The organism is Acidovorax sp. LjRoot117, assembly GCF_964252695.1.
In the GTDB taxonomy this organism is placed as follows: Bacteria; Pseudomonadota; Gammaproteobacteria; order Burkholderiales; family Burkholderiaceae_C; genus Acidovorax.
Map to the genome: position 1 here is coordinate 322,169 of NZ_CAXUPO020000003.1, position 20,614 is coordinate 342,782.

Annotated in this window: 16 protein-coding genes; 12 read left to right on the forward strand and 4 right to left on the reverse strand. The window is 69.3% G+C overall.

The annotated features are described in order from the left end of the window. Positions 1–102 precede the first annotated feature (102 nt). From ACSQ3D_RS11185 to ACSQ3D_RS11230, 10 genes are all read left to right on the forward strand, one after another. Positions 103–1,461: an SWIM zinc finger family protein gene (locus ACSQ3D_RS11185; protein WP_436126934.1), complete on the forward strand. Its 1,359-nt coding sequence runs from the start codon at positions 103–105 to the stop codon at positions 1,459–1,461. Beyond that, positions 1,458–3,035: a DUF5691 domain-containing protein gene (locus ACSQ3D_RS11190; RefSeq protein WP_436126935.1), complete on the forward strand. Its 1,578-nt coding sequence runs from the start codon at positions 1,458–1,460 to the stop codon at positions 3,033–3,035. The genes ACSQ3D_RS11185 and ACSQ3D_RS11190 overlap by 4 nt, the downstream gene beginning before the upstream one ends. Further along, positions 3,032–4,123: an AAA family ATPase gene (locus tag ACSQ3D_RS11195; RefSeq protein WP_396503152.1), complete on the forward strand. Its 1,092-nt coding sequence runs from the start codon at positions 3,032–3,034 to the stop codon at positions 4,121–4,123. Before ACSQ3D_RS11190 ends, ACSQ3D_RS11195 begins: the two co-directional genes overlap by 4 nt. 103 nt (positions 4,124–4,226) lie before the next feature. Beyond that, a complete protein-coding gene (locus ACSQ3D_RS11200) occupies positions 4,227–6,659 on the forward strand; it encodes a DUF5682 family protein (RefSeq protein WP_436126936.1) in 2,433 nt (810 codons plus the stop codon). Next, entirely contained in the window at positions 6,656–7,915 is a 1,260-nt protein-coding gene (locus ACSQ3D_RS11205) for a vWA domain-containing protein (protein ID WP_436126937.1), read from the forward strand. The genes ACSQ3D_RS11200 and ACSQ3D_RS11205 overlap by 4 nt, the downstream gene beginning before the upstream one ends. Positions 7,916–8,014: 99 nt before the next feature. Continuing rightward, complete coding sequence (locus ACSQ3D_RS11210; protein ID WP_436126938.1) at positions 8,015–8,953, forward strand: hypothetical protein; 939 nt, start codon at positions 8,015–8,017, stop codon at positions 8,951–8,953. Positions 8,954–9,093: 140 nt separating this feature from the next. Further along, a complete protein-coding gene (locus ACSQ3D_RS11215) occupies positions 9,094–9,453 on the forward strand; it encodes a DUF2946 family protein (RefSeq protein ID WP_436126939.1) in 360 nt (119 codons plus the stop codon). A gap of 115 nt (positions 9,454–9,568) precedes the next feature. Continuing rightward, positions 9,569–11,839, forward strand: a complete 2,271-nt coding sequence (locus ACSQ3D_RS11220; protein WP_436126940.1) for a TonB-dependent receptor — start codon at positions 9,569–9,571, stop codon at positions 11,837–11,839. Positions 11,840–11,857: 18 nt separating this feature from the next. Further along, positions 11,858–13,417 (forward strand): PepSY domain-containing protein, encoded by a 1,560-nt coding sequence (locus ACSQ3D_RS11225; RefSeq protein ID WP_436126941.1) that lies wholly within the window; start codon positions 11,858–11,860, stop codon positions 13,415–13,417. Between the two features lie 137 nt (positions 13,418–13,554). Next, complete coding sequence (locus ACSQ3D_RS11230; protein WP_436126942.1) at positions 13,555–14,280, forward strand: hypothetical protein; 726 nt, start codon at positions 13,555–13,557, stop codon at positions 14,278–14,280. A 39-nt stretch (positions 14,281–14,319) separates the two neighbouring features. On the opposite strand, the gene ACSQ3D_RS11235 is transcribed toward ACSQ3D_RS11230, so the two are convergent. Beyond that, positions 14,320–15,945: an ABC transporter permease gene (locus ACSQ3D_RS11235; RefSeq protein WP_436126943.1), complete on the reverse strand. Its 1,626-nt coding sequence runs from the start codon at positions 15,943–15,945 to the stop codon at positions 14,320–14,322. Positions 15,946–16,075: 130 nt separating this feature from the next. On the opposite strand from ACSQ3D_RS11235, the gene ACSQ3D_RS11240 reads away from it, so the two are divergent. Then, positions 16,076–17,140: an ABC transporter ATP-binding protein gene (locus tag ACSQ3D_RS11240; RefSeq protein ID WP_436126944.1), complete on the forward strand. Its 1,065-nt coding sequence runs from the start codon at positions 16,076–16,078 to the stop codon at positions 17,138–17,140. An 87-nt stretch (positions 17,141–17,227) separates the two neighbouring features. Here the strand turns inward: ACSQ3D_RS11240 and ACSQ3D_RS11245 are convergent, their stop codons facing one another. The 3 genes from ACSQ3D_RS11245 to ACSQ3D_RS11255 form a co-directional block, all read right to left on the reverse strand. Then, on the reverse strand, positions 17,228–17,617 hold the full coding sequence (locus ACSQ3D_RS11245) for a thiol-disulfide oxidoreductase DCC family protein (RefSeq protein WP_436126945.1): 390 nt from the start codon (positions 17,615–17,617) through the stop codon (positions 17,228–17,230). After that, positions 17,614–18,204 carry a DUF4166 domain-containing protein gene (locus ACSQ3D_RS11250; RefSeq protein ID WP_436126946.1) on the reverse strand — a complete coding sequence of 197 codons (591 nt, stop codon included), beginning with the start codon at positions 18,202–18,204 and terminating at the stop codon, positions 17,614–17,616. Before ACSQ3D_RS11250 ends, ACSQ3D_RS11245 begins: the two co-directional genes overlap by 4 nt. A 327-nt stretch (positions 18,205–18,531) precedes the next feature. Beyond that, on the reverse strand, positions 18,532–19,764 hold the full coding sequence (locus ACSQ3D_RS11255; protein WP_436126947.1) for a Yip1 family protein: 1,233 nt from the start codon (positions 19,762–19,764) through the stop codon (positions 18,532–18,534). Between the two features lie 368 nt (positions 19,765–20,132). Here ACSQ3D_RS11255 and ACSQ3D_RS11260 point away from each other — a divergent pair, with 368 nt between their 5' ends. Continuing rightward, on the forward strand, positions 20,133–20,519 hold the full coding sequence (locus tag ACSQ3D_RS11260; protein WP_436126948.1) for a hypothetical protein: 387 nt from the start codon (positions 20,133–20,135) through the stop codon (positions 20,517–20,519). The last annotated feature ends 95 nt before the right edge of the window (positions 20,520–20,614 follow it).

Consider the following 20,614-nt stretch of genomic DNA (forward strand, 5'->3'; position numbering starts at 1 on the left):
GCAACGGTGGGCCGTGGGCCCCGAATGCGCCGCGGGCCGCCCGTATGATCCTGCCCGGACCAGATTCACACAACCAACAGGGCGAGGGGGCGCGGGATCCGTATGGCATTCACGATGGAAGGCGTGGTGGCGCTGGCGCCCGACGACGCTTCGGCCAAGGCCGCCAAGGGCCTGGTCTCCCCCGCCAAATGGCCCCTGCTGGGCGCCGACGACCACGCCGTCTGGGGCGAGTGCCAGGGCAGCGGCTCCAAGCCCTACCAGACGCAGGTGGACTTGAACGGCCCCGCCTTCCGCTGCAGCTGCCCGAGCCGCAAATTTCCGTGCAAGCACGGCCTGGCGCTGCTCATGATCCAGGCGCAGAACCCCCAACTCTTTCAGGCCACGACGCCGCCCGCGTGGGTGAGTGAATGGCTCGGCTCGCGCGCAGACAAAGCGCAGCAAAAGGAAGTGCGCCAGGCCGAAAAGGCCGCCGCCCCCGTGGACGAAGAGGCGCAGGCCAAGCGCGAAGCCCAGCGCTGGCAGCGCATGGAAACGGCGGGGCAGGAACTGCAGCGCTGGCTGTGCGACCAGGTGAGCCGCGGGCTCGGTTCGCTGAACGCCGAGGTGCTGCAGACCTGGCAGACCATGGCTGCGCGCATGGTGGATGCGCAGGCCCCGGGCCTGGGCGTGCGCATCCGCGAAGCCGCCGCCGGCATCCGTGACGGCGAAGACTGGCCCGAGCGCACGCTGGCGCGCCTGGGCCTCATGCAGCTGGCCTGCGAAGCCCTGCAGCGCCGCGCCAGCCTGCCGCCGGCCCTGCAGGCCGAGCTGCGCGCCATGCTGGGCTGGCCGCACGACAAGGCCGAGGTGCTGGAGCACGGCGAGCGCGTGGACGACCACTGGACCGTGCTGGGCGTGGTGGCCCAGGACCGCGACGACAAGCTCACCGAACGCCGCGTATGGCTGCACGGCGCCCGCAGCCAGCGCCGCGCGCTGCTGTGGGACCACGCCTTCGGCGGCCGGGGTTTCGAGCAATCCTTCTTCGCCGGGACGGGTGTCAGCGCCACGCTGGCCTTCTTCCCCGGCACGGCGGGCCTGCGCGCGCAGGTGGTGGACCAGGCAGGCCCTCCGGCCGCCCCGCAGTGGCCCGATGCCGGCACGGCGCACGAATGGGACGGCGTGGCGCGCCGCATCGCCGCCAGCCCCTGGGTGTTCAGCCATCCGGTGGTGATGCACCACGCCGTACCGTTGCTGCGCGACAGCCAGCCGTACCTGCATGCCGACGGGCATCTGCTGCCCCTGGCCGTGGGAGACGCCGACCTGTGGACCCTGCTGGCCGCGACCGGCGGGCACGCGGTGCACCTGGCCTGCGAATGGGACGGCAGCAGCCTGGTGCCGATGACCGCGTGGGAGAGCGCTCCGCCCCAACACCAGGCCGAAGCCCCGGCGCCGTCGCCCCTGTGGCAAAGGAGTGCCGCATGAGCGCCGCATGGACCCCGCTGCTGGCCACCGCGATGGTGGGCACCGAGCGCCAGAGCAGCGCGCAGCCGCACTGGCCCGGCGCCATCGGCCAGTCCATCGACGACGCGATGGCGCAGGCGGCGGATGCACCCACGGCCCTGCTGCGCGCCTCGGGCATGCTGGCGGCCTGCAGCCTGGCGGGGCTGCAGGGCGTGCCCAGCACCCTGCCCGCATCGGCCACCCAGGCAGGGCCCGACACGCGGCCCGCGCTGCAGGCCTGGCCTGACGGCCAGCTGCCGCACCTGATCACCTGGGCGTTGCAGGAGGGGCCGCCCCGGCTGCACCACCAGATCTGCCTGGCGCTGGCCGGGGCGGGGTACCGGCTGCCGCCGCGCCTGTTGCCCGCAGCCCTGGACCTGGGGCGCCGCTCCGTCGCGCTGCGGCCCGTGCTGGCGCCGGTGCTGGGCGAGCGGGGCCGGTGGCTGGCCAGCCAGCGCGAGGACTGGCGCTACGCCGTGGGCGTGAGCGCGTCGGCCCCCGAAGAAACGCGCTGGACCGACGGCAGCCTGGAACAGCGGCGCGCCTTCCTGGCGGCCGAGCGCGCCACGCAGCCCGAGCAGGCCCGGCAGCGGCTCGCGCAGGCGCTGGCCGAGCTGGGCGCCAAAGAGCGCGCCGACCTGGTGGGCGTGCTGGCCGACCAGCTCTCGCTGCAGGACGAGCCGCTGCTCGACGGCCTGCGCACCGACCGCAGCCGCGAGGTGCGCGCCAGCGCGCTGGAGTTGCTGCTACGTTTGCCTGAGGCCGCCCATCCCCGGCGCGCTGCAGACCGCATGGCCCCGCTGATGCGCCACGAACGCGCGCTGCTGCGCAAGCGCTGGGTCATCGATGCGCCCGAGGCCGTGGGCGCCGACTGGAAAGCCGACAACCTGGACACGCCCCGCCCTCAGCACGAGGCGCTCGGCGAACGTGCCTGGTGGCTGTACCAGCTGGTGCGCCAGGTGCCGCTGGACTGGTGGAGCATGCACACCAGCCTGTCGGCCAGCGAGCTGATCGAGTGGGCCCGGGGCACCGACTGGGCGCAGTCGCTGCTGCGCGGCTGGCGCGACGTGCTGCTGGCAGCGCCGCAGACCGACTGGGCCCAGGCCTTCATCGACACCGGGGCCGCCCACCAGCTGCGCACCGACGTGGCGGCCATCCTGGCGCTGCTGCCCCGCGCCGCACGTGAAAAGATCTGGCAGCAGCGGCTGGACAAGGAGGGCGTGACGGTGCAGCTGTACACCCTTGCGCCGCAGATGCTGGCGGCCTGCCCGCCTGCGGACACCTTGTCGGCCCCGCTGTCCGCGGCGCTGGCAGACATCCTGCTGCAGCGGGCCCGCCAGGGCACGCTGAGGGACGACTACGGGCTGCGCTCGGACCTGGCGGAGCTGGCCTGCGCGCTGCACCCCGATGTATTGCCCGCGCTGGCCCAGTGGCCGCGCCATGCCGACGAGACCCCTTCCTTTGCCACCGTGGTGCATGACGTGATGCAGGTCATCGCCACACGCCGCGCCCTTCAACCCCTGTCCACGACACCCACCACCCACGCCACGCCATGAGCTCCACACCTTCTTCCGTCATGCGCCAGCACGCCGAGCACCAGTTCGCCGAAGAACTGGCGGAACTGAAAAAGCACGACCAGCGCCAGCGCCCGGACAACTGGGCGCTGTCGCCTTGGGCCGTTGTGCAGTACCTCATGGGCGCCACGCTCGCCAATGGCTTTCAGGTGAGCGCCAAGTACATCGGCAATGCGCGCCTGATGGAGGTCGCCGTGGCCACGCTGGCCACGGACCGGGGCCTGCTGCTGTACGGCGTGCCGGGCACGGCCAAGTCCTGGGTGTCCGAGCATTTGTCGGCCGCGATCAGCGGCGACTCCACCCTGCTCATCCAGGGCACGGCGGGCACCAGCGAAGAGCAGCTGCGCTACGGCTGGAACTACGCCCAACTGCTGGCCCATGGCCCGTCGGAAAAGGCCCTGGTGCCCAGCCCGTTGATGCAGGCCATGCGCGCGGGCAAGATCGCGCGCATCGAAGAGCTCACGCGCATCCCGGCCGACGTGCAGGACAGCCTCATCACCGTGCTGTCCGAAAAGACCCTGCCCATCCCGGAGCTGGGCAGCGAGGTGCAGGCCGTGCGTGGCTTCAGCATCATCGCCACCGCCAACAACCGTGACAAGGGCGTGAACGAGCTGTCGGCCGCGCTCAAGCGCCGCTTCAACACCGTGGTGCTGCCTGTGCCCGGCAACGAGAACGACGAGGTCGCCATCGTGGTCAAGCGCGTGGCCGAGATGGGCCGCGCGCTGCAGCTGCCTGCCGAGCCCCCGGCGCTGAAGGAAGTGCGGCGCATCGTGCAGATCTTCCGCGAGCTGCGCAACGGCAAGACCGAGGACGGCAAGACGCAGATCAAGTCGCCCTCGTCCACGCTGTCCACCGCCGAGGCCATCTCGGTGATCAACAACGGCATGGCGCTGGCGGGGCATTTTGGCGACGGCACGCTGAGCCCGCTGGACGTGGCCTCGGGCCTGATCGGCGCCGTGGTCAAGGACCCGGTGCAGGACCAGGTGGTCTGGAACGAATACCTGGAGACCGTGGTGAAGGAACGCGCCGACTGGAAGGACCTGTACCGCGCCTTCCGCGAAATGGCATGACGCAGGCCCCTTGTGACACCGGCGCCATTGGCGCAACCTGCGCCACTTGCGCCACCCGTGCCGGCGGGTTGCGCGCCGGTGCCGTGCACCGTGGACCCCTGACATGAGCGAACCCCACTACTTCGGCGTGCGCCACCATGGCCCCGGCTGTGCGCGCAGCCTGGTGCGCGCGTTCGAGGCGCTGCGCCCCGACTGCGTGCTGATCGAAGGCCCCCCCGAAGGCGACGCGCTGCTGCCGCTGATGGTGCATGCCGACATGAAGCCGCCGGTGGCCCTGCTCAGCCACGCACCCGACGAAAAAGGCCTGGCGGTGTACCACCCCTTCGCCGTGTTCTCGCCGGAGTGGCAGGCCGCCCTGTGGGCAGTGCAGGCCCAGGTGCCCGTGCGCTTCATCGACCTGCCGGTGGCGCACAGCCTGGGCATCGAGAAAGCGCGTGCGGACGCTGAGAAGGCAGAGCAAGCCGACACGGCTGAACCAGCGGCCGAGAGCGACGCGGAAACCATGCACGCAGAGCCCGGCAAGGCAGCCGATCCTCTCGCCACCGACGCCACCGAAGAGCACGCAACAGCATCCACCCCCACCCACCCCGGCGACGCCGATGCCGACACAACGGACAGCCCCGCAACCGATGCGGACCTGGACCCGCGAGCCGACGCAGAGGGCGCACGCGGCGACCCGCTGACCTGGCTGGCACAGGCCGCAGGCTATGCCGACGGCGAAGCCTGGTGGAACCACATGGTCGAGGAGCGCGGTGACGGCGAAGAGCTGTTTGCCGCCATCTCCGAAGCCATGCTGGCGCTGCGCAGCGAGTGGGGCGAGCGCCACCGCAGCCCCGAGGAAGCGCAGCGTGAAGCCCTGCGCGAGGCGCACATGCGCCAGTGCATCCGCGCGGCGCAGAAGGAAGGCTTCGAGCGCATCGCCGTGGTCTGCGGCGCCTGGCACCTGGGGGGCCTGCAGGCCAAGGCCACGGCCAAGGCGGACCAGGCGCTGCTCAAGGGCCTGCCCAAGGTCAAGGTGCAGAGCACCTGGGTGCCTTGGACCTACCGCCACCTGGCCCGCGCCAGCGGCTATGGCGCCGGCATCCACGCGCCCGGCTGGTACGAGCATCTGTGGACCAGCCACCAGAGCACGCAGCCGCGCGCCGTCGGCTGGCTGGCCCGTGTGGCGCGGCTGATGCGCGAGCGCGACCTGGACTGCTCGTCCGCCCATTTGATCGAGGCCGCACGGCTGGCCGATTCCCTGGCCGCGCTGCGCGAGCGGCCCGCCCCGGGGCTGGAAGAGTTGCACGAGGCCAGCCGCACCGTGCTCACGCTGGGCGACGAGTCGGTGCTGCACTTCATCCACGATGCGCTGGTGGTGGGCGACCGCCTGGGCGCGGTGCCGCCCGACGTGCCCATGGTGCCGCTGCAGCGCGATGTGGAGCAGGCCCAGAAGAGCCTGCGCCTGAAGCCCGAGGCCACGCACAAGACGCTGGACCTGGACCTGCGCAACGCCAACGACCTGGCGCGCAGCCACCTGCTGCACCGCCTGAACCTGCTGGACGTGCCCTGGGGCACGCTGGCCCGCGTGGGGCGCTCGTCGCGCGGCACCTTCCACGAGGTGTGGAACCTGCAGTGGCAGCCCGAGTTCGTGCTGCGCCTCATCGAGGCCAGCCAGTGGGGGCAGACACTGGCGCAGGCCGCCACGGCGCGCGTGACCGACGAGTCCGCACGCGTCGAGAGCCTGGGCGAGCTGTCGTCCCTGGTGGACCGCGTGCTGCTGGCCGACCTGGACACGGCCGTGGCCGCCGCCACGCGCGCGCTGGAAAACCGCGCGGCGCTCACCGGCGATGCGCTGCAGCTGCTGGCCGCGCTGCCGCCGCTGTCCAACGTGTTCCGCTACGGCAATGTGCGGCAGACCGACGCCACGCTGGTCAGCCATGTGCTGGACAGCCTCATCGTGCGCGCGGCCATCAGCCTGCCGCTGGCCTGCAGCGCCATCGACGACGACGCCGCCGACCAGCTGCGCGAAAAGCTCCTGGGCGCCCACGCGGCCATCGCACTGCGGCAGTCGCCTGAGCAGACCGAGCAGTGGCAGCGTGCGCTGGCCCAGGTGGCTCAGCAGCACCAGAGCGCGCACGAGCTGCTGCAGGGCGTGGCGGTGCGGCTGCTGCTCGACGATGGCGTCTGGTCGGCAGACCAGGTCGGACCCGCGCTGTCGCTGCACCTGTCGGCGGGCGCGGAGCCCGGCAAGGCGGCGGCGTGGCTGGATGGTTTTCTCAACCGCAACGCCGTGGTGCTGCTGCACGATGCCAACGTGTGGCAGCTGGTGGACCAGTGGCTCTCCAGCCTGAATGAAGAACACTTCGTGCGGGTGCTGCCGCTGGTGCGCCGCACGTTCTCGGCGTTCGGCCCGAGCGAGCGGCGCGACCTGGGGCAGCGAGCGAGCCAGGGCGCGCGCACCGCCGCCGCACCGCTGGCCGCCCCCGCATGGGACGAAACCCGCGCGGCCCTGCCGCTGCCGCTGCTGCGCGAACTGATGGGACTGACGGCATGACAACAACCCCGAACCCCGCGCCGGCCGCCCACGCAACGCCATCTGCACGGGAACTTGAGGCGGACACCCAGCCCACCCCGCTCTCCCATGAAGAGCGCCTGCGCCGCTGGCGCCTGGTGCTGGGCAGCGAGGCGGCGCAAAGCTGCGGCCCCCTGACGGGCCCTGCGGTGGAGATCGACCAGGCCCTGGCCGCACTGTACGAGGCCGACGGCCCGGGCGGCCTGCAGTCGCGCGAGCGGCGTGGGGGCCGGGGCGCCTCGTCGCCCAGCGTGGCGCGCTGGCTGGGCGACATCCGCAAGTACTTCCCCAGTTCGGTGGTGCAGGTGATGCAGCGCGATGCCATGGAGCGCCTGAACATGCGCGACATGCTGCTGCAGCCCGAGATGCTGGAGACCGTGCAGCCCGACGTGCACCTGGTGGCCAACCTGCTGGCGTTGTCGCACGTGATTCCGGCCGGCACCAAGGACACCGCGCGCATGGTGGTGCGCCGCGTGGTGGACGACCTGATGAAGCGACTGGAAGACCCCATGCGCTCGGCCGTGAGCGGCGCGCTGGACCGCAGCCAGCGCAACCGCCGCCCGCGCCACTCGGAGATCGACTGGCAGCGCACCATCCGCGCCAACCTCAGGCACTGGCAGCCCGACTACCGCACCGTGGTGCCCGAGACGCTGATCGGCTACGGCCGCAAGGCCCGCCGCCCGCAGCGCGAGGTGGTGCTGTGCATCGACCAGAGCGGCTCCATGGCCAACTCGGTGGTGTACTCCAGCATCTTCGGCGCGGTGCTGGCCAGCCTGCCCGCCGTGTCCACGCAGCTCGTGGTGTTCGACACCGCCGTGGTGGACCTGACGGAAAAGCTCGACGACCCGGTGGACGTGCTGTTCGGCGTGCAGCTGGGCGGCGGCACCGACATCAACGGCGCCGTGGCGTACTGCCAGTCCCTCATCAAGGAGCCGCGCAACAGCATCTTCGTGCTGATCTCCGATTTGTACGAAGGCGGCGTCGAGGCCAACCTGCTGCGCCGCGCCGCGGAGCTGGTGGACAGCGGCGTGCAGTTCATCACCCTGCTGGCGCTCAGCGATGAAGGCGCGCCTGCCTACGACCACGCGCTGGCGGCCAAGCTGGCCGCCCTGGGCGTGCCCTCGTTTGCATGCACGCCCGACGCCTTCCCGCAGTTGATGGCGGCGGCCATCCGGCGCGACGACATCAACGCGTGGGCGGCGACCCAGGGCATGGTGACCAGCGCCAAGGCGCGGTAATGCTGATGATGATGAGGAGGTGGTGGCGGGCGCCAAAAAGAATTTGACGCCCCAAAGCTTCCCATCGAGCATGTCGCTCCACATTCAAGGAGGTCCAGCATGTCGTATGTACAGGGAACACCGCACACCAGTCTTGCCGCGCTTCGGAGCGCCCCGCCAGAGCACACCATTCCCCCAAAGTCCAAGGCGAGCATCGAAGAAAATTTCGAGGCGATCTTTGCCACACCGACGGAGTTGTTCACCTGCGCCGACATGGGCGGCATGGAGTCGCAATTGCTGGAGCTGGTCACCCGCAACGAGTCCGACTTCGTCTTCGGCAAATCGAACAGCGCTGCGACCGGCAATGGCGACGTGACGCTCCAGGACGTGCAGGCGTACATCCGCGAAAAGAAGAACGAGCTGCGCGCCGAAGCGCTGCCCGTGCTGGTATCGAACGCCCTGGGGGGCGAGCTGCCCGCCAGCGAGGACTTCCAGGCCGCAGTGGTGGACACGCTGCGCAACGAATACGGCAAATCCGGCGATTTCGACAGTTCGTCGTTGAAGTGGCTGCTGGAGCTCAAGGGCGGCATCTTCACGCACGATGACGGGCCGGCGCTCGAGAGGCTGTGGGAATCCGGCGGCAAGTACGCTGCGAAGTTCGAAGTGCCTGAGGGGCATCTGGGCCTGCTGTCGGAAGACTTCGGGGACGAGCACATCGACGTCATCCTGGAGCCCCACCAGAACAAGCACCAGTCGCCCGAGATCACCGGCCTGGACCCGTATTCGGGCGGCCGGGGTACCGAATTCCCCGCCAGTTGCGGTCTGGTCTGGCACACCGCAAACACAGCCGCAGTGGTGCGCGATCAGGTCCGGCAGGCCGTGGCGGATGGTTCGGTCACGAAGGACGGTGCGGTGTTCTGCCCCAAGAAGGATGCCATCGGCGGAATCATCTACGACACCAGCATCAGCTTCGACCAAGACACCGGCTCGTATGTGGCGAGCTACCACTGCAACCCGGTGTTGGAGAGCTACGACCCCGCCCGGTTTACAGGGCTCTGAGGCCGAACAGCGGGATTTTTATAGGCTCCAGAGCCCTCTACCGCTCATCCAGCAAGCGGTAGCAGCTATCATTTTTGGAGCATCAGACCTGTCAGGGGTGCTGGCACGTTCCAGCACGCGGCGCGGTATCATCGCGCCCCATGACCGCCACCCGACGAACCTTCTCTGCGCTGCGCCTGTGGGTGCTCGCATGGTTCGTGGCGTCGATGGGCATGGCCGTGGCGACCCCGTTCGTCAACCCGCAGACCATCGAAGTGATCTGCTCGGGCGCCGGCACCATCAAGGTTTTGGTGCAGACCGACGACGGCACGGTGGAGATGGCCGCCACCCCCATGGACTGCCCCCTGTGCGCCACGCCGGCTGCACCGCCGCCGGCTGCGGTGGCCCTTCCGCTCCCCCACCACCCGCTGGCCCATGCGCTGCAGCCGGTGGAGGCCGCCCGCATTGCGGCGGCCACGGCAGCGCCGCTGCCGGCCCGCGGCCCGCCCGCACGCTCGTGAGCTGACACGCCTTCGCAGCGCCGCGTTCCTGGTGGGACGGCGCTGCGTCCCTGTCCGTACCAGCGCGCCAGCGCATCCTGTGGGGTGGGCTGCGCGGTTCATTCCGAGCGTTTCCATGTCCCGTACTTCCCCCCGCCGCACTGCGGCCACCCGCGCCTGCGCGCCCCGTTTCGCTGACAGCGCCTGCCTGCAGCCCGTGGGCCGCTCATTGACCCTGTCGCCCTCGCCCATCTGCAGCGGCGTCCTGGCCCTGCTGGCACTGGGCCCGCTGGCAGCAGCCCAGGCGCAAGACGCCACCCCGACACCCACACTGCAAAGCGTGACCGTGGCCGAGCCCGCTGCATCGGCTGGCGGCAAGCTGCAGCTCGACACCCCCACCGAGACCGGCAGCCGCCTGGGCCTCACGGCGCGCGAGACCCCGGCCGCCGTCACCGTGGTGGACCGCGCCACCATCGACGCGCGCGGCGCGCAGGACACGCAGGAGATCCTGCGGGGCATCCCGGGCGTCACCGCCCACAACGCACCGGGCTCCATGGCCGCCAACTACCGGGGCTTCACGGCCAACTCGGTGGCGCAGCTGTACAACGGCATCAACCCACAGTACGGCAGCGCCACGCGCGCGGTGGACAGCTGGATCTACGACCGGGTGGAGGCCATCGGCGGGGCGTCGAGCTTTCTGTTCGGCGCGGGCGGCGTGGGCGGCTCGATCAACTACATCACCAAGACGGCCGAGCGCAGCGACTTCGCCGAAGGCCAGGTGCGCCTGGGCTCCTACGGGCACAAGGAGGTGTCCTTGGGCCTGAACCGGCGCATCGCCGCAAGCACCGATGGCACCGGCCCGGCCCACTTCGCACGCATCGACCTGAACCACCGCGACGCCGGCAGCTGGACCCACGGCACCCAAACCCAGGCCACGCAACTGGCTGCGTCGCTGCTGTCGGACCTGGGTGGCGGCTTCACCCACACGCTGGCCTACGAGTACCAGAAGGACCACGTGGACCGCCCCTACTGGGGCACGCCGGTGCTCAACCCCGCCGTGGGCGCACTGCGCATCGACCGGGCCACGCGCTTTGCGAACTACAACAGCGCCGACGGCATGTACGGGCACCGCGTGCAGTGGCTGCGCTCGGTGTCGCAGTGGCACGTGTCGGACGCACTGCAGTTCACGAACACGCTGTACGCGTACGACGCGCTGCGCGACTACCGCAACGTGGAGATCTACACCTTCAACGCGGCCAACACGGCCGTCGTGCGCACCTCGCCCTACCTGCAGCGCCACGACCAGCAACTGGTGGGCAACCGGCTGGAGGGCACCTACCAGGGCCAGCTCGCGGGCCGCCGAAGCGACTGGGCCTTTGGCCTCGACGTGAGCGTGAACAAGCAAACACGCTTTCCGCTGGGCCCTTCGGTCACGGTGAGCACGGTCAACCCCTACCAGTTCTCGACCGAGAACTTCTTCGACATCCCCGGCATGTCGCCGGTACTGAGCGCCGACAAGGACAACAAGGCCACCACCACCGCGCTGTACCTGGAGAACCGCACGGCCGTGGTGCCGGGCGTGAACCTCGTCACCGCGCTGCGGCACGAGCGCATCGGGCTCGACCTGGTCAACCGCCGCGCCGTCACGGCCGCCGCGCCCGCCACGTTCAGCCGCAGCTACAGCCCCACCACCGGCCGCCTGGGCGTGGTGTGGGACATCGCCCCGGGGGCCAACCTGTACGCCCAGGCCTCCAACGCGGCCGACCCGCCCTCGGGCTCGCTGGCATCGGCCTCGTTCGCCGACGTGCGCAACAACAGCGAGCTGACCACCGGCCGCCAGGTCGAGGTGGGCAGCAAGTGGGACTTCTGGGACGGCAAGGGCAGCGCCACGGTGGCGGCCTTCGAGATCCGCCGCAAGAACATCGCCACGCAAGACACGGCCAACCCCAACCTCACGGTGCTGGTGGGCGAGCAATCGTCCAAAGGCATCGAGCTGGCAGCCGGCGTGCGCCCCAGCGCGCAGTGGCAGCTGCAAGGCAACCTGTCGCTCACCCGCGCACGGTACGAGCACTTCGTGCAGGGCGGCGTCTCGCGCGCGGGCAACGTGCCGGCCCTGGTGCCGCAGGCCGTGGCCAACCTGTGGGCGTCGTATGCCGTCACGCCGGCCATCACGGCCAGCGCCGGGGTGCGCCATGTGGGCAAGGTGTATGGCAACGCGGCCAACACCAAGTTCTGGCCCTCGTACACGCTGCTGGACCTGGGCCTGGCGTGGAAGGTCAGCCCCACCACCACCCTCACCGGCCGCATCCGCAACGCCACCGACCGCATCTACGCCGCCGAAACGCGCGACCAGGTGTACCTGGGCGCGCCCCGCACGCTGGACGTGACGCTGCACACCGCCTTCTGACGCAGGGAGCCCACGCACATGCTGCATGCCAAGCGTTGGCTGTACCTGGTTCACCGGTGGCTGGGCGTGCTGCTGTGCGCCTTCTTCGCCATGTGGTTCGTCTCGGGCGTGGTCATGATGTACGTGGGCTACCCCAAGCTCACACAGGCCGAGCGGCTGGCACACCTGCCGCCGCTGCGCCCTGCCACGCAGGGGCCCGACCGCGTGCTGGAGCCTGCCGAGGCGCTGCAGCGCGCCGGCATCACCGGCCCGTTGCAGGACCTGCGCCTGGCCGTGGCCAGCGCAGGCCGCGCCGTGTACCTGGTGGTGCCGGCGACGGCGCAGGCATCGCCAACAGCCCCCGCGTCAAAGGCCGCGTCCCCACGAAGGCCACCGGCCCCGACCGTCATCGACGCCATCACCGGCGCCGTGCTGCAGCAGGTGGATGCACAGCACGCCGTCGCTTCCGCGAGCGCCTTTGCACAGGGCGCTGCGGGCACCATCCAGCACCTGGGCACGGTGGACGAAGATGCGTTCACCCACTCCCGCGCCCTGGACGTGCACCGCCCGCTGCACCGCCTGCACCTGGGCGACGCGGCCGGCACCGTCGTCTACGTATCGGGCGCCACCGGCGAGGTGGTGCGCGACGCCACGCTGCAAGAGCGCGTGTGGAACTACGCGGGCGCCTGGATCCACTGGCTGTACCCGTTGCGGGGCAATGTGTTCAACCCCTACTGGACGGACATCGTCAACTGGCTGTCCATCGCAGGCATCGTGCTGACGGTGACGGGCACCGTGGTGGGCGTGATGCGCTGGCGCTTTGCGGGCCGCTACAAGACCGGTGCACGCACGCCGTACCGCGGCTTCATGATGCGCTGGCACCATGTGTTCGGCCTGGTGTTTGCGCTGGTCACCTTCACCTGGATCTTCAGCGGCCTCATGTCCATGAACCCCTGGAAGATCTTCGACAGCGGCGCCGCCCCGCTGCGCACCGAGGCCATGCACGGCGGCCCCCTGGTGCTGCCCGTGCCCGCCGCCAGCGTGCCCGCGCTCTTGGCCGCCGCATCGCCCAACACCCGCGAGCTGCGCTGGACGCAGACCGCCGGTCACGCCCTGGTACAGGCACACAGCCCCACCGGCGCGCCCCTGGTACTGCACGCGGGCACAGGCGACCCCCACGCGTGGCAGCCCGGCGCACTGGCCCACGCCGCCGCCCAACTGCTGCCCTACCCGGTAGTGCGCACCGACACCCTGCAGGCCTACGACCTGCACTACTACGACCGCGCCGCCCACACCATGACCGGCGGCGGCGACAAGCCACTGCCCGTGCTGCGCGTGGTGTTCGACGACCCACAGGCCACCTGGGTCCACATCGACCCGCACACCGGCGCGGTGCTGGGCCGCACCGACACCCACCGCCGCACCAGCCGCTGGCTGTTTGCCATGCTGCACAGCTGGGACTGGCTGCCCCTGCTGGAGCGCAGGCCCCTGTGGGATGTGGTGCTGATCGTGCTGAGCCTGGGCGGTGTGGTGATGAGCGTGACCGGGGTGGTGATCGGGTGGCGCAGGCTGGGGTTGAAGCTGCGGGTAAAGACATGACAGCGCACAAGCGCTGAACGCTGGCTGGGCCTTTTTTTGCGAGAGACTTCGCGGAGGATTTCTGACGTACTCTCCTGGTCCGGTCTGCAATCCACGCCATCGCTGAACCACAGCCCCGCCTTTTTTGGAGACATCGAGTGACAAGCCCTTGGTACATCGCGCTGGCTGCTGCAGCTGCATTTCACACCGCAGCGCACTCGGAGGATCGCCCACTGCCCGGTCCCATCCACCTCACCCAGGTGGTCGTCACCCACCCCGACCTGGCGGTGGCCCTGCAAGACCTGAAGACCAGCTTGTTCCGGGCTCGCACGCCCCTGGAATTCGACAACGGCACGTCTGCCAACAACTGCGCAGAATATTCAAACCTGGTGCTCACCAGTGCGCCGCAAGAGTCCGTGAACAACGCGAGCATCCAGTCCGAATATCTCGTGTGCGACGCGGTCAGCTATATCGCGAGTGGCCCGTTCACCGTGGAGCTAACCCCGCCGCGCGCGCGCACGGCCGGCCGTGCCCAGGCGCTGTTCGAGCGCCTGGATCTGCGCTCCTTTCCGTCATCGCTGCACAACCGCACGGATGAGCGAGCCCACACGCTGAAGACCTTGCTGGCCTCTGGCAAGGTGACGTCGACCGGCAGCACGCTGGAGGTGGACACCAGCGATCAGTTCTTCGCGCTTCAAGTGGTCGCAGTGGTGCGACGGCCCGCCACGAAGGGGGCGGCAAAACCTCGCCCTGTCGAATGGATCGTCTGGGTGACGGATGAAAGGAAAGACGGCAACTACCGGTCGTACAGCACCTTGATCGTGCACCCGCCGATCCCGTCGTCGACGGGGCTCTATACCGGCGCCGTCTATCCGCGGCCCTAGGCCCTCAGGCCGGCCGGGCGCATATCGCCTGCGTCAGCTTCAGCTTCTGCTGCGCAGCGTGCGGCTCAGCAAAATCACCGGCACCAGCCCCACCGCCACCAGTGCCAGCGACGGCAGCGCCGCCTCGCCCAGGCGCTCGTCGCGCGCCAGCTGGTAGGCCACCACGGCCAGCGTGTCGCTGTTGAAGGGCCGCAGCACCATGGTGGCGGGCAGCTCCTTCATCACGTCCACGAACACCAGCAGCGCCGCCGCGGCGGTGGAGCGCTTGAGCAGCGGCCAGTGCACCCGCGCCAACAGCCGCGCGCTGCCCGCGCCCAGCATGCGGGCCGAGGCATCGAGGTTGGGGGGAATGCGCGCATAGCCGCTTTGCATCGACTGCAGTGCCACCGCGCAAAAGCGCACCAGGTACGCCCACACGATGCCGAACGCCGTGGCCGTGACCAGCGCGCCCACGCCCCACTGCGGCACGGCGGCCTGCAGCCAGCCCACGGGCAGCAGCAGGCCCACCACGATCACCGCGCCCGGCACGGCGTAGCCCACGCTGGCCAGTTGCACCACGCCGCGGGTGATGCGGTCGGGCTGGCGGCGCAGCGCAAACGCCAGGCCCAGCGCCACGACCACGGCCAGGCCGGAGGTGATGCCGCCCAGGCGCACGCTGTTCCAGGCCCAGCCCACGAAGCGCTCCCACGGCAGCACCGACCAGTCGGCTGCCAGCGGGCGCAGCATGAAGAACACCGGCGCCACAAAGCCCATGACGACCGGGACCAGGCAGATGGCCCAGGCGGCCGCGCAGCGCGCACCGCGCAGCCGCACAGGCTGCGCCTCGGCCGAGCCCGCGCGGCCACCACCGGCCGCAAAGCGCATGCGCTTTTGCGCGCGGTGCTCCATGTGCAGCAGCAGCAGCACCAGCACCAGCAGGATGGTGGCCAGCTGCGCGGCGGCCAGCCGGTTGTCCATGGACAGCCAGGCCTTGTAGATGCCGGTGGTGAAGGTCTGGATGCCGAAATAGCTGGTGACCCCGAAGTCGGCCAGCGTCTCCATCAGCACCAGCGCAACGCCAGCCGCCACGGCGGGGCGCGCCAGCGGCAGGGCCACGGTGCGGATGCGGCGGGACAGCGGCGCGCCCAGCAGCCGCGCGGCTTCCATGAGGTGCGCTGCGCGCTCGCCCAGCGCGGTGCGGGCCAGCAGGTAGACGTACGGGTACAACGAGAAGATAAACACCCAGACCGCGCCACCCAGGCTGCGCACTTCGGGCAGCAGGCGGCCTTCCAGGCCGAAGGTGTTGCGCAGCCCCACCTGCAGCGGCCCGCTGAACTGCAAGAAGTCGGTGTACGCATACGCGGTGACATACGCCGGCATGGCCAGCGGCAGCAGCAGCAGCCATTCGAACGTGCGCCGGCCCGGAAAGTCGAACAGCGTCACCATCGCCGCCGTGCCCGTGCCGACGATGGCCGCCCCCACCGCCACCAGCAGGCTGAGCCACAGCGTGGTCCACACATAGCCGGGCAGCACGGTGGACGCCATCTCGCGCAGGATGCTGCCCGCCTGCGCGTCGCCCTGGCCGAACGGCAGCCACGACGCCAGCACCGCCAACACGGGCAGCGACAGGAAACCGGCAAACAGGATCAGCGGGATGGAGCGAAGGGCGAAGGAGATGCGGCGCAAGGCAGGGGGCTCGGCGAAGGAGTCAGGGAATCAGGGACCAGGGACGCACGCCCGGCGTGGCGGGGCCAGGCATGGTTCGGGAATGCAAATGCGAATTTTAAGCATTCGTGCGTACGCCTAGAATTGGGGCATGTTTCTTGAGGTCTCCCAACTCGACGTGCGCTATGCCGGCCGCGCGCAGGCCGCCGTGCAAGGCGTCACTCTCAGCCTCAATGCAGGCGATATCGGCGTGCTGATCGGCCCGTCGGGCTGCGGCAAGACCACGCTGCTGCGGGCGGTGGCGGGGCTGGAGCCCGTGGCCGGCGGCCAGATCCGCCTGACCCAGCAGGTGGTGAGCAGCGCCACCGTGAGCGTGCCGCCCGAAGAGCGGCGCATCGGCATGGTGTTCCAGGACTACGCGCTGTTCCCGCATCTGTCCGTGGGCCGCAACGTGGCGTTCGGCATCCACCGGTTGTCCAAGGCCGAGCAGGCTGCGCGCGTGGCCGAGGTGCTGGAGCTGGTGGGCCTGGCAGGCAGCGAGAACCGCTTTCCGCACGAACTGTCGGGCGGCCAGCAGCAGCGCGTGGCGCTGGCCCGGGCCCTGGCGCCGCGCCCCCAGCTCATGCTGCTGGACGAGCCGTTTTCCAACTTGGACGTGGACCTGCGCGAGCGGCTCGCGCACGAGGTGCGCGGCATCCTGAAGGCCGCGGGCGCCACGGCGCTGTTCGTGACGCACGACCAGCTCGAAGCCTTTGCCATCGGCGATGTGATCGGCGTGATGCACGAAGGCCATCTGCACCAGTGGGACGACGCGTACACCCTGTACCACCGCCCGGCCACCCGCTTTGTGGCCGACTTCATCGGGCACGGCGTGTTCGCGCCCGCCACGCTGGTGCAGCGCGGTGACAACGTGATCGCGCAGACGCCGCTGGGCGAGCTGACCGACCTGGAGGAATGCCCGCTGCCCGGCAGCTACGCGGGCGGCGAGTGCGACGTGCTGCTGCGCGCCGACGACGTGGTACACGACGACGCCGCACCGGTGCAGGCGCAGATCCTGCGCAAGTCGTTCCGCGGGTCGGAGTTCTTGTACACGCTGCGCCTGGCCAGCGGCCACACCGTGCTGGCCCATGTGCCCAGCCACCACAACCATGCGCTGGGCGAGTGGATCGGCATTCGCGCGCAGGTGGACCATGTGGTGACTTTTCCGCGCGAATAGCGGCCCAAAGTTGAGTCTTAGCGGGCTCTACCGCTTGTCTACCAAGCGCAAGCAGCTATCATTTTTGATGAATCACGCTGCGAGCCTTCAGTCCAGAAAGCGTGCAGCGGACTCGGGCGAAGGCACCATGCACACGTCTGACCGCCCCCAGATCCGGTAGCGGTTGCGCGCCACCCAGCGGTAGAGCGCATCGCGCAGTGGTGCGGGCACGAGCCACCCCACCCACGCCAGCCGCCACGGCCAGCCCAGCTGGTGCAGCACGCGCAGGATGGCGGCGGTGTGCTGCCAGCTGCGGGCGCCGTCGATGACGAGCAGGGTCTGCAACGAGTCCACCCGCAGGCCGGCGTCGGCCAGCAGCTGCCGGCCCGTGGCCCCCTGCATGGACGCGAAACGGATGCGCCCGGCGCGGTCGTGCCGCAGGATGAACTGCACCCAGCCATTGCACAGCAGGCACTGCGCGTCGAATACCACGATCATGCGGACGCCTCCTGCCCAGCCGGGACGGCCGGCGCGATCGGCACGACCAGGTGGCCCCGGTAGTGCACCACCCGCCCCACCCAGGGCACGGTGGCCTGCACATGAAAGTGCAGCGTGTCGCCCTGCCCCGTCTCCTCGGCCACGATCTGCGGGCGCAGCCATGCGGGGCACGGAACGCCCAGAAAGTGAAGGCTCTCCAGGCGCATGACCAGGCGGCCCTGTGCCTCGACCAAGGTGAAGCCCAGGCGCGCCGCACCCAGGTGCTCGACCACCTGGCCGCCCGATGCGCGCAGCGTCGAGCGCATGGTGCGCGCGGGAAAGTGGCGGGTCCACACCTCGGCAAGCGGCGTGGCCTGAAGCTCGAAGACGATGCTGCCGCGCACCGATGCCTGCGGCGCCCCCAGCGCCCAGGCCAGCACACGGCCCATGGCGCCCGCGGGGGCCTCTACCGCGACCTGCCCCTGCAGCCGGTGCTGGCCCGACAGGCTGTGAAAACGCGCCAGCGCCGGTGCCAGGCGCGCGAAGGCCGGGCCCATGGCGCGCTGGTACAAAGGCAAGGAGTGTGAGAGTGCGGACGAGTCGGGCATGGGCGAAGTGAGGGTATCAGTCCAGCGAAGACCGCCGTCGCCAACGGACGGACGGCCACGCTGCCGATGCCGACCAGTCTACCGACCCTGCCCGCGCCCCATGCTTCAAAGTCCGCATGCATACCGATGCATCGGCCACCCGCAGCGCATGCCACTGACGCGGCCAGAGCCAGTGCCCCCGCTCTAGGGCCGCCCCTGCCGAGGATGCGGATGCGGCGCTTAGCTGGCGTGCGCTGCGGGCGTGCCCCGCCCGAATCGCGCAGCGAATCGATAAAGGAAAAGGCGAGAGGAGAAGGCGCGCAGCGCTTCAGAGGGTGCTATTGCGCCTCAGGACTTGCCCTTGCGCTGCATGCCTTCCAGGGCATTCAAGTCCACTTGCGACATGTAGCCCTGCAGTTCCTTCACGCCCACCTTGTCGCCTTCGAGGCTGACCACCAGGCCGTTTCTCAGGATGGCCTTGAACTCCGCATGGCTGCCGTCCTTCTGATAGCGCGTGTGCAGCGTGCGGCCGCCTTCCTGCCAGGTCTTTTCGGTGCTGGACGGGTCTTCCTTTTCGCCCTGGGCCATGCCCATCGCCATCGCGGCCATCTGGCCCAGGCCGCCCACGTCCACGATCTCCAGGCGCACCTGCTTGTCGTCGCTGCCGTACTGCGCACGGGCCTGGCTGGTGGGCAGGCCCAGCGCTGCGCCGTCCTGCACGTCGAAACCCGTGCGGGGCAGGCCCGCCAGCTTCTCGGGCAACGCGGCCTTGAGCGACTGCGCGGCCACCACCTGGCCGCCGCCCAGGGCGCCCGCAGCCGCCGCAGCGGCCTGTTGGCCCGCGGCAGCGATGGCGGCCGGGTCTTGGCTCTTTTGCGCTTCTTCCATCTTGCGCGCGGCCTCTTCCATCTTCTTGCCCGCGGCCTCCAGCCCGGCCGTGTCGATGGACACCTTGCCGCCCGCGGTCTCCATGGTGATGGCAGAGCCCGCAGCACCATCCATCAACGACCCACCGCGCGGCATGAAGATCGAGCTGACCGCACCGATGATCACGCCCACCACGATCGCCGCCACGATGACCACCACGGTGTAGACCACCGATTTTTCGGGCAAATTTTTCATCAACACCGGCAGGCCGGTGTAGAGCAGGTAGATGGAATACAGCGAAGCCACCAGCATCAACACGGACAGCGCAGGCAGCAGGCTGAAGATGCCGCCCAGCAGCGCGGCCGTGCTGGAGTACACCGCCACTTTCTGGGCCTGGATGGGGTTCTTCTGCCCGCCGAACGTGGGGGCCAGCGCATCGATGATGAGGCCCAGCACGAAAATGCCCACGAGGCTGAGCACGTACGACACCACCATGTTCGCCAGCCCGGCGAGGAACGGCACGCGGATGGTGACGCCGAACCCGCCGAACCCGATCAGCGACATGCCGATGAACCCGCAGACCGCCGGAATGGCCGCCAGGATCATCGCGTAGCGGGTGAACAGCGTGGCGACGTCGGTGGACTCCGTGTCGATGGCGACCCAGGTCTCCTTGGGTTGCAAAAGAATGCTCTTGGCGCGTTCGATCAGGTTCATGGTGCCCTCCCGGCAGTGAAAGGCCTGCAGAAGGCTGCAGGCCGGCGAAAGATGCGGACGATACGGAAAAAACGCGTGGATGGGGCCGGTGTGTAGCAGCCCCCGCGGCTATAACCGTGGAATATGCACGGTTTTGGGGAGCGAGGCCAGTGGCTGCTTTCGGGAAGGGTGCCCACTGTCGACTCAGGGCCCTGAGCCGCCGTTGGGGATCCCCTCCCAAAAGCAGTCATTGTTTCAAAACAGATTCATCGGGGCCCTAGCACTAAGTCGGCGGAATCGGTTCAGTCTAAGAGGGCGCTATAAATGCAATCTCATCTTGCATTGCATCCGATCCTGGCCAGCCGAACTCAATCGTTATGACTCGTGACATGCCACGCCGTTATCTCAGCTCCGTCGAAGCACATGCTGCACTTCGCCGTGGTAAGGCCATCGAAGTGTTTCTCGGCGGGTGCTCGCGCTCAGACTGTCACGGCATTCGCTGGGTGCAGATTCGAGGTTTGCCAAATGGGTGCGAACTTCACCTTTATGAGACGGCGGACCTTGGGTCAGAAGACTACACGGACTTGTATGAGTTCGGTCCGTTAGACCCAGAACTTGAGCAGGACGAGGCAAATGAGGTGCTGACCTTTTCGAGCTTTGAAGAGTGCTTAAAAAAACTCGAAACTCGCTGGCCTAGCGCCCCATCGCGATTGACGAATGAGTTCGTGGTCCAGGACGAGTACGCCGACTATTTGCGGCGAGGTCGCGATGCATAACCTGCAGCTGAATAGTTGAGCGTCCGCTTTCACCTGCCACCACCGACTACTCCTGGCTGATCCCAGTCATCGGTTCAGGCCGCTTGTCCAAACCA

What these genes read in the sequence shown, in the direction of transcription:
- ACSQ3D_RS11185 (WP_436126934.1), top strand. Translation starts at nt 103, where the DNA reads ATGGCATTCACGATGGAAGGCGTGGTGGCGCTGGCGCCCGACGACGCT.
- ACSQ3D_RS11225 (WP_436126941.1), top strand. Translation starts at nt 11,858, where the DNA reads ATGCTGCATGCCAAGCGTTGGCTGTACCTGGTTCACCGGTGGCTGGGC.
- ACSQ3D_RS11250 (WP_436126946.1), bottom strand. Translation starts at nt 18,204, where the DNA reads ATGCCCGACTCGTCCGCACTCTCACACTCCTTGCCTTTGTACCAGCGC.
- ACSQ3D_RS11205 (WP_436126937.1), top strand. Translation starts at nt 6,656, where the DNA reads ATGACAACAACCCCGAACCCCGCGCCGGCCGCCCACGCAACGCCATCT.
- ACSQ3D_RS11245 (WP_436126945.1), bottom strand. Translation starts at nt 17,617, where the DNA reads ATGATCGTGGTATTCGACGCGCAGTGCCTGCTGTGCAATGGCTGGGTG.
- ACSQ3D_RS11255 (WP_436126947.1), bottom strand. Translation starts at nt 19,764, where the DNA reads ATGAACCTGATCGAACGCGCCAAGAGCATTCTTTTGCAACCCAAGGAG.
- ACSQ3D_RS11195 (WP_396503152.1), top strand. Translation starts at nt 3,032, where the DNA reads ATGAGCTCCACACCTTCTTCCGTCATGCGCCAGCACGCCGAGCACCAG.
- ACSQ3D_RS11240 (WP_436126944.1), top strand. Translation starts at nt 16,076, where the DNA reads ATGTTTCTTGAGGTCTCCCAACTCGACGTGCGCTATGCCGGCCGCGCG.
- ACSQ3D_RS11200 (WP_436126936.1), top strand. Translation starts at nt 4,227, where the DNA reads ATGAGCGAACCCCACTACTTCGGCGTGCGCCACCATGGCCCCGGCTGT.
- ACSQ3D_RS11190 (WP_436126935.1), top strand. Translation starts at nt 1,458, where the DNA reads ATGAGCGCCGCATGGACCCCGCTGCTGGCCACCGCGATGGTGGGCACC.
- ACSQ3D_RS11220 (WP_436126940.1), top strand. Translation starts at nt 9,569, where the DNA reads ATGTCCCGTACTTCCCCCCGCCGCACTGCGGCCACCCGCGCCTGCGCG.
- ACSQ3D_RS11260 (WP_436126948.1), top strand. Translation starts at nt 20,133, where the DNA reads ATGCCACGCCGTTATCTCAGCTCCGTCGAAGCACATGCTGCACTTCGC.
- ACSQ3D_RS11210 (WP_436126938.1), top strand. Translation starts at nt 8,015, where the DNA reads ATGTCGTATGTACAGGGAACACCGCACACCAGTCTTGCCGCGCTTCGG.
- ACSQ3D_RS11215 (WP_436126939.1), top strand. Translation starts at nt 9,094, where the DNA reads ATGACCGCCACCCGACGAACCTTCTCTGCGCTGCGCCTGTGGGTGCTC.